This is a genomic window from Mucilaginibacter pineti (assembly GCF_900101875.1).
Taxonomy (GTDB): Bacteria; Bacteroidota; Bacteroidia; order Sphingobacteriales; family Sphingobacteriaceae; genus Mucilaginibacter; species Mucilaginibacter pineti.
In genome coordinates, this window is sequence record NZ_FNAI01000027.1 from 22,518 (window position 1) to 35,353 (window position 12,836).

6 protein-coding genes are annotated in these 12,836 nt (G+C 41.1%); 5 read left to right on the plus strand and 1 reads right to left on the minus strand.

What is annotated here, in order from left to right; translation table 11 throughout:
* Positions 1 to 319 precede the first annotated feature (319 nt).
* The 4 genes from BLS59_RS30105 to BLS59_RS30120 are packed head-to-tail and all read left to right on the plus strand — an operon-like array spanning position 320 to position 5,848.
* Entirely contained in the window at positions 320 to 1,714 is a 1,395-nt protein-coding gene (locus tag BLS59_RS30105) for a type I restriction-modification system subunit M (protein ID WP_091157490.1), read from the plus strand.
* Positions 1,714 to 3,345 (plus strand): restriction endonuclease subunit S, encoded by a 1,632-nt coding sequence (locus BLS59_RS30110; RefSeq protein WP_091157492.1) that lies wholly within the window; start codon positions 1,714 to 1,716, stop codon positions 3,343 to 3,345. The genes BLS59_RS30105 and BLS59_RS30110 overlap by 1 nt, the downstream gene beginning before the upstream one ends.
* The gene (locus BLS59_RS30115; RefSeq protein WP_091157494.1) at positions 3,346 to 4,980 is read left to right on the plus strand and encodes an AAA family ATPase; all 1,635 of its coding nucleotides are present in this window, start codon (positions 3,346 to 3,348) and stop codon (positions 4,978 to 4,980) included.
* A gap of 1 nt (position 4,981) precedes the next feature.
* Positions 4,982 to 5,848, plus strand: a complete 867-nt coding sequence (locus BLS59_RS30120) for a hypothetical protein (RefSeq protein WP_091157498.1) — start codon at positions 4,982 to 4,984, stop codon at positions 5,846 to 5,848.
* A gap of 518 nt (positions 5,849 to 6,366) precedes the next feature.
* Here the strand turns inward: BLS59_RS30120 and BLS59_RS30125 are convergent.
* On the minus strand, positions 6,367 to 9,786 hold the full coding sequence (locus BLS59_RS30125; RefSeq protein ID WP_091157501.1) for an ABC transporter permease: 3,420 nt from the start codon (positions 9,784 to 9,786) through the stop codon (positions 6,367 to 6,369).
* A gap of 243 nt (positions 9,787 to 10,029) precedes the next feature.
* On the opposite strand from BLS59_RS30125, the gene BLS59_RS30130 reads away from it, so the two are divergent.
* A complete protein-coding gene (locus tag BLS59_RS30130) occupies positions 10,030 to 12,396 on the plus strand; it encodes an ABC transporter permease (RefSeq protein WP_091157504.1) in 2,367 nt (788 codons plus the stop codon).
* Positions 12,397 to 12,836: the final 440 nt, after the last annotated feature.

A 12,836-nucleotide genomic window follows, 5' to 3' on the forward strand; every position in this document is an offset into this window, starting at 1 on the left:
GGAAAGGCGATGGGTATCTAAATATCAAAACTATTGCATAATTAACATTACTAATAGTAAATATAGTTTCTTCATTTGAGGAGGGGACGAATATCAGTGTTAGCTAACAGATTTGTATATCTCGCAATTATCAGAAGCTCGATATTTCGGGTTCCACCTATAAACACACCATGGATCATCACTTTAGCCGTAAAATGCAAGAAGAATTAGTAATCAAATCATTAGCAAAATCTCCTTTTTTGCTGCTTAATTACGTTAGGTCTCTGATAAAATATATTGCTCAAACATGTTATCTTAGCGCTAAATATAATAGCATTTAATGGACTTAACAGGTAAATTGTGGGGGTTTTGTAATAAATTGAGACATGATGGAGTTGATGCCTCCGATTACATTGAACAACTCACATATCTACTTTTTCTTAAAATGGCTCAAGAGAAAGGTGTTGCTGTCCCCAAAGGGTATGATTGGCAATCCTTAATTACATTGGACGAAGATGAATCGCTATTACTTAAACTTGAATCTATTTTAGAAAAGCTGAAGGCTGAAGATGGCATTTTAGGAGATATTTTTTCAGAACCAGTCTCGAGAGTTAAAAACGCTAAAATTTTAAAGGGATTAATCAAGGAAATTAATTCTATTCAATGGACAAGTTTTGATAGAGATATTGTAGGATTAACCTTTGAAGAACTGATTGGCAAGGTAGCCAACGAAGGGAAAAAAGGAGCGGGACAATATTTTACTCCGAGGCCATTAATTCAGGCAATTGTTAACGTCATGAAACCAAATCCTCTTGAAAATGAAAGTTTCAATATAGGAGATGTTGCGGTTGGTACGGGTGGATTTTTGATTGCTGCTAATGAATGGTTTAAAGAAACTACAAAACAATCCAAAGTAAAATCTAAGGACTTGAAGCGGGTACAAAATGATACTTATTTTGGCCAAGAGCTGGTACAAAGACCGCGCAGACTAGCTCTAATGAACATGTTTTTACACGACATAAACGCCTCAATCAAATTGGGCGATACAATTTATGGAACCAACGATAATGTTAATTATTCATGTGTTTTGACAAATCCACCTTTTGGAACTAAAGGTGCAAGTCAAATTCCAGATCGAGCATTTCCAATTAAGACTTCAGATAAGCAACTAAACTTTGTCCAGCACATTATAGAAAAATTAAAACCAGGCGGGCGTGCAGCAATTGTCCTTCCTGACAGTTGCTTATCAAGCGATCCCGCAAAGAAAATGTGGAGTTTCTATCTAAATGAAATTAACGCTGAAGATTCTTGTTGTAATTTGCACACGATTTTAAAATTGCCTGATGGTGTATTTGCAGCATATGCTAACGGCATTAAAGCTTGTGTAGTTTTTTTACAAAAATCTCGTCAAACCGAACAAACTTGGATTTATGATCTTCGAAAAGATTTTCCGAGAATTACTACTAAAAGTAATATTCTAGCTTTAGAACATTTTGCAGATTTCGAACAAGCATATGGTTTAGATCCAAATGGTTTATCAAAAAGAGAGACGAGCGAAAGATTTAAAAGCTTCACAATTGATGAAATTGTTAAAAAAAATTATGATCTTTCATTTGTTGAGATTTTTACTCAGGAGTTATTACCACACCCTAATATCCTGATTGATGAGATGATAAAAGATTATCAAGATAAAATTGATGCTTTACAAAAATTGAAACTAAACCTATCTGAATAATGGTTAAAAATTGGAAGACGCTACCATTAAAAGATTTAATAATTAGTAGGAAAGGTAGGAAACCCTTAAAGTTGCTTGACTACCCTTTCCCTGATAGCGTTCCGTATTTAGACATCGACGCTATAGCAAATAAGAATGTTAAACAATTTGCTGATCATTTAACAACCCTAATTTCTACCAGCAATGATATTTTGATAGTTGCCGATGGCTCTAGGAGTGGTTTGGTAAATAAGAGCATTTCCGGTGCAGTCGGATCTACTATGCTTTGTATCACTCCACTTGCTATAAATAGCAATTTTCTTTTTCATTTTCTAAAATCTCAATATCACTATTTTAATAAAAACACTAAGGGTTCGAGTATTCCTCATTTAAATTTGAAGCTTTTAGAGGAATTACAAGTACCGATTCCACATCCAGTAGAACAAGAATTTATAGCAAAATTTTTGGATTCTAAGATGGACGAGCATAATGATCAATTTATTGCTGCTATAGAAGAAGTAAAGCGGTTAAAAGAATTAAGGACAAGCGTTTTAGATCGAGCTATAAATGGCGAATTAACTGCAAAGTGGCGTGAGTCAAATGTTTATTCCGAAGCTGATGTAATCTTAAAATTAAAGAATTTAAACGCTAAATTCCGTGTTTACAACAAGACGGATTTACGATTCACTTTACCTGAAAATTGGATAATTACTGATGTTTGTAGTATATGCAGCAAAGTTACTGATGGTGAACATAGTACTCCTCCAAGATTCGATGAGGGGGAACTGTTGCTTTCGGCCAGAAACGTTAGAGATGGTTATATCGATTATGAGAACGTAGATTTTATCTCTAAAGAAGATTTACTTAAACTCCGGACGCGGTGCAATCCGGAAGTAAATGATGTTTTAGTCGTCAGTGTTGGCGCGACTATAGGACGAACAGCGATTGTAACTGAAAAAAAGTTATTCGCTCTTGTACGAAGTGTGCTGTTATTAAAACCGTTAATTTCTGGCGAATACTTAATGTATTGTCTCCAATCCTCAATCTTGCAAAACTTCATAAGAGAAAGTACTAAAGGGGTTGCGCAGGGTCATTTATATATCACAGAGACCAACTTGTTACCAATTCCTTTTCCAATTATAGCAGAGCAAGAAGAAATTATTCGACAAGTAAGATTAAACTTAAATACCGCAGATTTACTTCTTAAAAAATCAGAAGATGCTGCAAATAAAGTAGAAACCCTAAGAAACTCAATTTTTCAACTAGCATTTTCAGGTCGGATTAGCGAAATGCCAGACATCTATAAGAACGATAGCTCATGGTTTGAGGATTTTCGAAAAAACCTGGAAACTCAACGGATTAAGCTGTTAGATGCTAAGTCGAAAAATTTAGTGAAAAATAAATCTAAAAGTTTAAACTTTCGAAATCAAATGGCTCAAAAGAAATCTATAGTTGACTTGCTAATTAGTTCACCAAATAATGAATCGACGGTTGAAAATGCATGGCACCAATCGGTATATTATGAAAAGGGGCAGATAGAACAATTTTACGAAGAGTTGGAACGCGTTTGCGCAGACAATGAAACCGGTAGGATAGTAATTTGGGAATTTTCAAACAACCAAAAAAATTCTGTAATATTAAAATTTAAATAAATGCAGATCGAGTTTTTAAAAATCAAACGTTTCAGAAATCTACAGAACTTTGAGATTAGCCTTGATAAGAAAGAAACAATTTCGGTCATTATCGGTCAAAACGCTTCTGGAAAATCAAATTTCATCGAAGCTGTGGTTCTTATATTTAAGTACCTTGATTTTGATTTTAAGAAACCAGTAGATTTAGAACTCGCCAACGGCTTTCAATTGGATTACAGTTGTAGAAATAATCATATCCAAATTCATTATTTACCTGAAGAGAAAAAGAAGTGGAGAACAATTGTAAATTACAAAGCTGTAAGTCAAGATCATTTTATAAAAGGAAAAGATAGTTATCTACCAAGATATATTTTGGCCTATTACTCCGGATTAGGAAACAGTAATCGACTTGAAGAACATTTTGAAGATCATAAAGAACGTTTCGCTCGAGCGGTCGTTAATGCCGTGACAAACGAGTTGCCCGAATATCCGCGATTGCAGTATGCAGAGTTAATTCACAGTCAATTTTCTTTGTTTTCCTTTTTTATTGATGATGATCCCAAACTAACGAACTTTCTTAAAGAAAACCTTTTTATAGAGGAAATGCAAAGCACCTTATTGCCTATGAAAGAACCTGAATGGGCAAAATCCTCATCGTTTAAGGACGATATATTTTGGGGAAGCAAGGGTATTGTGAGAGATTTAATAGATTATTTATACGAAAATGTAGCAATTGCTCCAATTAAGGATACGATTCATAACAGTAGTACTCTCTGGAAAAAAGAAAAAAAACGGTTTGAGGTTGTTTATTTGTATTTCTCCAACTTTAACAAAATAAAAGAGTTTGTTAAAACGATGAATTGGTCCAGCTTTGACTTTTTTCACATTTTAAATACGGCCAATGTATCTCGTTTATTCTTTCAGGAAGGGATTAAAATTAGAGTCAAAAAGCGATACGCTGATAAAATTTCGTTCAAAGAATTGAGTGAGGGTGAACAACAATTGTTGACTGTTCTTGGCTTAATGCGATTTACAGCGGGTGAAGAAACATTGTTTTTACTTGATGAACCAGATACGCACCTGAACCCTTATTGGAGGTGGAAATATTTGGAATTCATTAATCAGATAGTTTTTGATGTAGAAAGTGAAGACCATAAAATATTAGACACTTCACAAGTGATTATGTCTAGTCATGATCCTTTGACCATTGGTAGTCTTAAAAAAGAAGCAGTTCGAATATTCAAAACTGATCCAATAACGGGTGATGTAAAGGGAAGTATGCCATTTGAAGATCCAAAAGGTATGGGTGTTGCTGGAATATTGACAGAAATTTTTAAGCTTCAAACAACTCTAGATGTTTTAACTCAAGAGCAGTTAGATGAAAGGCGATCCTTAGAAAGCAAGAAATTGAATGAAATCGATTTGACCGATGAGGAAAAAAATAGATTGACCCAGTTAAACGCATCATTAGATAATTTAGGTTTTTCGCGATTTAATAGAGATCCATTGTACCAAAAATTTCAAGCAGCATTTGAAAAAGAGCTTAAAGACCCGAAACAGAATTATGCCCCACTCCCGCCTGAAGAGGAAAAACAACAAAGACAACACATTGAAAAACTCCTTAAACAAATCCTGGACGACGAAGGAATAAATTAGAATGAGATTCATCGACATGAGCGCTGTTACAATACCTACAACCTGGCAGCAACAAGCTCGAACAAATAATTTTTCTCCGGTATGGTCTTATCTAAAAACTACTCTAGAATCAATCGTAGGTAAAAAATGCTGGTATAATGAATCAATCAACGATGGATCTTCAAATCCTGTCGATCATTTTCGACCAAAGACGGCAGCGGTAAAAGTGCTAACTTCCAAATATGCTGTTTTGGAAAATGCAGTTTGGAGTCAACTTTTTTCTCAAGCTCAAACTGGTTACCCTTTTTTAGAATTCGAAGCTTCAAACTATCGTTACGCTAGCGGGTTTGCTAATAGCGCACATATGCGAGAAAGCACAGATGGTATAACCCGTGGAAAATGGGATTTTTTTCCAATTAGAGCCGGCACTTCTCCCGCGACGAGTATTCAAAATTTATCATTAGAAGAAAATGCACTTTTAGATCCTTGCCACGATGGTGATCCAGAATTAGTAGAATTTAATGAATTCGGCGGTGTTGACCCATCTACATCCGTTTTAACACATAGTTGGGATTACTGTAGAGTGAAAGTTTCAATTGAGGTTTATAATTTGACATACTATGTTCTAGCTAATAAGAGGAGAGAATCATGGGAAACATGCGAAAGAAATATAAATCTAATGACTTTGCTTTATAACAAGCCCAATAAATCTCCTGAGGAGCAACTTTCGTTTGACCATCTTTTTGCAGATCTAATAAAATCGCTATCTAAAAAAACTGAATACTCAGCAGTTTTTATTGATTGCATAAAAAACTTTAAAACAAGAAAAGATTCAACAGTTTATAAATGGCTTACCGATGAAATACCTACGGTTCTATTAAAAAAGTAATTTGCCATATTCGAAATTTGTATTGTTATAAACTGGCATTCTAATATTAAAATCGATTTTAAATTTCAAAGTCTTCGATTTGAGCTTTTGCAACTACAAGTGCTTGTATATCAGTAAAAAGTTCGACTTTTCGTCGCTTCACTCTACTTAATCGACCATACTTGAGCCATGTAAATGGTTAATTTCTATATGTTATGCAAGTGAAAGTTTTATTAGCTTATAGTCTCAATATATACCCATTTGATAGTAATCAAGTGTATGACAATATATATATTTTTGCCAATAAGGGATAACTGAACATTATGCTCGCAAGCATCCTTTCTGCCCCTGCTTTGATTGACAACCAAACTGGCATTATCCTGCATCCTTAAGATACGCCGATAGCGATAATGATTTAAATGAATAGTATTTAAATTTATTTGACTCAGAAAAGCGCGTCAACATGATTAAGTACAAATCAAGTTGACGCCGTGTTGTAAGGATATACAAGTTCAACCTGAATCACCTGTCAAACAAAATTACTCAGACCGCAAACTTTTCACCGGATTCGCCATTGCGGCTTTAATGGATTGGAAGCTAACGGTGACTACAGCGATCAAAATAACACCAAGGCCGGCAATAGCGAACATCCACCAGCTGATGGCGACCCTGTAGGCAAAATCCCGCAGCCATTTGTGCATGGCCCACCAGGCGATTGGTGAGGCGATCAGGATGGCCAGCAGCACCAGCTTGATAAAATCAACCGATAACAAGGTGGTGATGCCCTGTACGCTGGCGCCTAACACCTTTCGGATGCCTATTTCTTTACTTCGCTGTTCGGCCAGGAAAGCCGAAAGCGCAAATAAGCCCAGGCATGCAATAATAATGGCCAGCACGGCAAAGCTGGTAAATATTTTACCCGTACGGGTTAGGTCTGCATACATATTGGCAAAGTCTTCATCCAGGAAGGTGTAACGTATGGGTTGATCGGGGGAATATTTTTTCCATAAAGCAGCGACATTGGCAATAGTATTTTTTACATCGCCACCGCGGAGTTTAACCGTCATCATGGAGTTGCTCAGGCCATAGTGAAGCGCTACCGGGCCGATCTCGCTGCGCACTGACTCATAATTAAAATCCTGCATGACGCCAATCACCGTAATCAGGCCGTTGTCGCTGATCCGCGCGCCGACCGGATGTTGCAAACCAAGGCTTCTGGCCATGCTTTGATTGATGATCACGGTTCTTCCGGCCGTATCATCGGCCATTTCTAAAGAGAAGTCACGGCCTTCAAGCAGCTTGATGCCCAATGTCCCAAGGTAAGTATCGTCAACCTGCCAGATCTGGCCAAAAACGGGATGGTCAATTTTTTCGCGGCCTTCTTTAAAAAAAGCATTTCCGTTACGGGAGGTGCCGCTTACCGGCAGGTAATCGCTGATGGAAACGCTTTTAACAGCGCTTAGGTTACTCAATTCTGTTTTGAAATTCCGGATATGCTGATCGCTCAGCGTGTTCGTGCTCTGAAGGATCATGACCTGGTCTTTATCAAACCCGGCTTTGCGGTTCAGGATAAAATGCATCTGGTTATAGATAACCACCGTACTGATGATCAGGATAACAGAGGCTGCAAATTGAAATACAACCAAGCCGTTACGTAATACCGGGCTTTTGCTGCCGGCACTGATCGTCCCTTTTAAGACCTGGCCCGGATTGAAGCCTGAAAGATAAAAGGCAGGATATAATCCGGCAAGCGTTCCAATAACCAGTGTAGAAAGCAGGATAACCGGTACAAACCACCATTCCAGCCAGGGCATAGCCAGCGACCTTGCCGCCATCGTATTGAAATAAGGCAGTAACAGCCAGGCGATTAGAATACCCAGGATGAACGAAACGAAACTATAGATCAATGACTCGGTAAGGAACTGCGCGATCAGGCTACTGCGGTTTGAGCCCACCACTTTGCGCAGGCCAACCTCCTTAGCCCGGTTAGCCGACTTAGCGGTTGAAAGGTTTATGAAATTGATGCAGGCGATGATCAGGATAAACAAGGCAATGGCACCGAACAGCCAGACAAAACGGATATCGCCGTTGGTTAACCCATCTGGAAAATCGGTTGAATACAAATTGATATCCGGCACGGGCTGCAGGTAAACATGGAATTTTGCGGCTTCTTTCGCGGGATCCTGCGCACCTCCTTTACGTGCTTCCGCCACCAGGTAATTTTTCCGCAGCCCGGCATTGAGCTTTGCTTCAAATGCGGCTACGTTCGTACCTGATTTCAGTTTAATATATTGGACATAGTTGTACCAGCGCCAGCTATTTTGCTCGCCGGTCCCAAATTCCATCCCGGAGAGCGTGATGAAAAAGTGAAAGGGATGTAGATGGGAATTTGCAGGAATATCGGCCATCACGCCACCTATCCGATAGGGATGCGACCGGTCATTATCAATATACATGACCCTGCCAAGCGGGTTTTGGCCATGGTAATGCTTTTCGGCCATCGTTTTAGAGATCACCAGGCTCCGTGGCTCTTTTAAAGCGGTAGCACCATCCCCGTAGACCATGGGCAGCTTAAAAGCGCTAAAGAATGACTGATCAATGTAAATGATGCCTTGCTCGTAAGTATTTTGCGACGCTTCCGCAGGGCGCAGCTCGGCATGGCCCAGGTAGGAGTTGACCAGCCGCATTCGCCCCGCAAATTCAACTTCCGGAAAGTCTTGTTGTATCGCTTTTGACATAGGTGCCGGCCAGGCCAGGCCGCGGCTCATCTCGCCGTCGCCTACCACGCGAAAGATCCGGTCGGCGCCCGGGTAGAACCGGTCAAAGGTCAACTCGTTATGGATATACAAGCCGATAAGTAAACAGGCAGCGATGCCCATAGCAAAGCCCCCGATCTTTACGGTGGCATACATTTTTTGCCGGAGCAGCTGGCGGTAGGCGATCTTTAAATAATTCCTGAACATAAATTTGCGTTTTGGTGTTTCCTGACGCAATAATACCGGCCGCAGAACCGCATGGGGTGCCAATTTATTTATTGGTACTTCTTTTTTATATTCCAACGGTGTTTTGCCGGTGAGCTCCCGGAAAACACGGTTAAAGGTTGTTTTGGAATTAAAGCCTGATTCGTAAGCGATGCCCAAGATGGTCAAATGAGCATAGGCTGGGTCACGCATTTTCCGGGAAACTTCACGGACCCTGAATTCATTGACAAAATCGCTGAAATTCTTTTTTAAACCGAGGTTCATGGCTCTTGACAATTCCTGCGGATGAATGCCCAGTTTGACCGAAAGGGTTGCCAGCGTTAGCTCGGCGTCCGTATAAAAACGCCCCGCCGCAACAGCTTCTTTAAGCCTGCGGCCTTTTTCCCTCGCATCGTTCGTTTCATTATTCGGTAGGGTAAGTTGGATGGCCCCATCCGGTTTTAGCAATCTCCCAGCGCCTTCCAGCATGAGAACAAAAGTGATAGCGAAAAGAAAGTAAGCGTTAAAGCACGACAACACGCAAAGGGCGCCCAGCAAAACCAATGCCCACTTTAACCGGCGGAAAGCAAAACGCGGACGGTCCATCAATACAGGTTGCAGCCGGTCGTAAAAATCGTTGATCAACCGATGTGATAGGTATAAATAAATGATAACGGAAATCAAGACCAGCCAGGCCGGCAGCCAGTATCCGCCAGGCAGGAGACAAAAGTGAAGCAGATCTCTCTGAAGGAACGGCTTGTCCGTACAGGTGAGTCTGCGTACATACAAATACAATAGCGGCCCCAGCGCTGGTAAAAACAACGATGTCAGACCACCTGATTTCAGGACTATTGCTGCTAAGGCTAGACTTAGGAACAAGTTTGCGGCCCTTGCAGGACTTTTAGCAAATCCCAAAAGCAAGGCAATGGTCATCCCGGTGAACAGTGTTGCCAGCGAGACCAGGTCATATAGCTTGATATAAAAAAAATGGCTGTCCAATATTATTTACGTCATCAAAACTTATTCCAATGTAGCATTTCTTTTGTAATCAACTGCTTACGGGATAACCGGCGCATGCGCTGTACCGAAAGCGAACGGTCTATCGTCCGCTTTCGGCATGTTAATTTCGCTCAAAAAAAGGTGCCAATAAATAAGTTGGGACGCTGCGCCCCAACCTTACCTGTAGTTTAGCGGCAGCAAGGAATTATTAAATTGCCATTCTTCATAACAGATTCAAAGCATATGATCAGAAATTATTTTGTCACCGCATTCCGGAATCTTTGGCGCAATAAAAGCTATGCGGTCATTAATATCGCCGGCTTGAGCGTCGCGCTCGCCTCGTGCATGCTCATCCTGCTGTATGCCATGGATGAGGTGAGTTATGACAGGTTCCATGTAAATGCCACTCAAATTTACAGGCTCGTCGTCAATGCAAGCAGTCCTGACGGGCAGATCCACAGGTTTTCAGGCACAGGCGACGTTCAGGGCCCTGCATTTGCAGCGCAGTTACCGGAGATACAGGACTATACCAGGATCTACGGTACTGCGTTTACAGTGAAACGGGATAACGAAGTATTTGACCAGTCAGCACTTTTCGTCGACAATAATTTCTTTTCCGTTTTCACTTTTCCTTTAAAGTACGGACAGAGGCAGCATGTGTTGAGCGATCCCCATGCTATTGTCCTTTCAGAGGAAACAGCAGAAAAATATTTTGGCCCCGGAGATCCGGTGGGTAAAACGCTCGAACTCAAGATGCACAACGTATTTCAGCCATTCACGGTCACCGCGGTTACCAAGGAATCGCCAGAAAACTCTTCTATAAAGATCAATATGTTAGTACCGCAGGAATCGCGGGCAGTAAGGGATGGTTGGCTTAACTTCTTTCAAAATACTTTTTTTGTGATTAAGCCGGGCACAAACATAGGTCACCTGAACGCAAAACTCAATCGGTTATATCTAAGCGATGCCCAGAGCGAACTTAAAACAACGGGTAATAAGGATAAAATGAGCTATGCCCTGCAACCTTTCCTGGGTATGCATACCAGTACCGATTATCCGGCCGACAATGGCCTGTCAGATGCCAGTAATCCGACCTATTCCTATATCCTTACGGGGATCGCCCTCTTTACGCTTGCCATCGCTTGTATCAATTTCGTGAATCTTACCGTTGCCCGTTCCCTCAGGCGGGCGAAAGAGATTGGCATACGTAAGGTGGTCGGAGGGCTGCGTGTGCATCTGATCTTTCAGTTTTTGGGTGAGTCGTTCATCCTTTGCTTTGCAGCCTTTCTATTGGCCATAATTATGGCGCAGCTGGTGCTGCCGTTTTTTAATGCCTTAACCAATAAGGCACTTGCCCTGTCTTACTTGTTCAGCTGGGAATTGGTTGCCACTTATACCGGGTTGTTTCTTTTAACCGGATTGCTGGCCGGTTTTTATCCCGCATTAGTTCTGTCCGGCTTTAAGCCGGTTCAAACGCTGTATAACCGGACCGCCTACGCCGGTAAGAACTATTTGGCGAAAGGGCTGGTGATCCTGCAGTTTACGCTGGCTACTTTCCTGATCATCGTTACCGTGACCATTTATGCCCAGTTCAATTACCTAATGCATTTTAACCTGGGATATAATCCTAAGGATGTTGTATCCATACGCGTTTTTAACATCAGCAAGGAGAAATTCACTTTGTTCAAAACCCAATTAGCAGAAGCCTTCAATATCCAGGGCGTTACTGCCGATCAGGGCGGACGCTGGGGAACAGAAGGCTATATAAACGGTTCGCGGGTGTTCGCTTATGATGTACAAAAAGTTGATGAAGATTATTTACCACTATTCCAGGTTCCTATCTTAAAAGGGCGGAATTTTTCAAAAGCGGCACCGGCCGACAGTGCCAATTCAGTGCTGGTGAGCGAGGAGTTCGTTAAGCAAGCGGGTTGGAAGGATCCGATAGGACAAACAGTGGATTTTTTTCATGATCAAAGAAAGTACACCGTGGTCGGCGTGGTCAGGGATTACCATTACCTGTCACTTACAGAGAAACTGTCCCCGGTATTGTACAGCATGAAACCTGATTATCCCTGGGGGAACATTTTTGTGAAAATAGGTCCACAAAATAAACCAGCGGCTTTGGAGCGTATACAAAAGGAATTTAAAGATGACTTTCCTTATATCCCATACCAATATAAATTTAAGGACGATGAACTTGCCGGTCAATATGAAAAAGAGGCAAAATGGAAGCAGATCGTCACCTTTGGCGCTGCACTTACCATCTTCATATCCTGCATCGGCCTTTTCGGTTTGGCCACATTATCTGCCGAGAACCGGAAAAAAGAGATCGGCATCCGAAAGGTGCTCGGTGCCAGCGTTGCTGGCATTGTCCGAAAGCTTTCCACCGATTTTGCCATGCTGGTCTTCCTGTCTGCTGTGATATCAATGCCGGTAGGGTGGTGGGCCGTACACCACTGGTTGCAGGCTTATCCATATAGGATCGGTATCAGCGTCTGGCTATTCCTGCTCGCGACTGTAGCCGTTCTTGCCATTGCATTGGTCACCGTTAGTTTTCAGACCATCAAGGCCGCGCTGGCGAATCCGGTCGAGAGCTTACGGCGGGAATAAAAAGCATATTGTTTGCACCTTCCGTAATGCCTGTATCAATTGATTTAACAGACCAAGCGAATCTGCAGCAGCAATATGCTCGACAATTTTGTTAATTACACGGCCAAGATGCAATACCCCATTTCGATCCGATTTGCGGTGGCTGAGTTTCCTATAAATTCATTTTCATGACTGCCGGAAAACCCCCCACTGATAAAACACGATTACCTTCACCGGTGAGGCATTCCTCACGAGTTGCACGAGTATTTAGAATATAATAATTGAATGTGGTAAATTATAATAATCGACAGTGGGCTCATTAGGATAATCAAAACCAGCAATTTTATAAAGGTCAAAAGAACCGCATCTCTCGAACTATTTCAAAATAGTTTAAAGTATTTTCCTGTGTCGTTCGTCTTTATGGATATGTCAAACGTATTATTCTTAGGAATGCCTTCCCA

Coding starts and splice junctions, on each gene's coding strand:
- BLS59_RS30115 (WP_091157494.1), top strand. CDS start 3,346: ATGCAGATCGAGTTTTTAAAAATCAAACGTTTCAGAAATCTACAGAAC.
- BLS59_RS30105 (WP_091157490.1), top strand. CDS start 320: ATGGACTTAACAGGTAAATTGTGGGGGTTTTGTAATAAATTGAGACAT.
- BLS59_RS30120 (WP_091157498.1), top strand. CDS start 4,982: ATGAGATTCATCGACATGAGCGCTGTTACAATACCTACAACCTGGCAG.
- BLS59_RS30110 (WP_091157492.1), top strand. CDS start 1,714: ATGGTTAAAAATTGGAAGACGCTACCATTAAAAGATTTAATAATTAGT.
- BLS59_RS30130 (WP_091157504.1), top strand. CDS start 10,030: ATGATCAGAAATTATTTTGTCACCGCATTCCGGAATCTTTGGCGCAAT.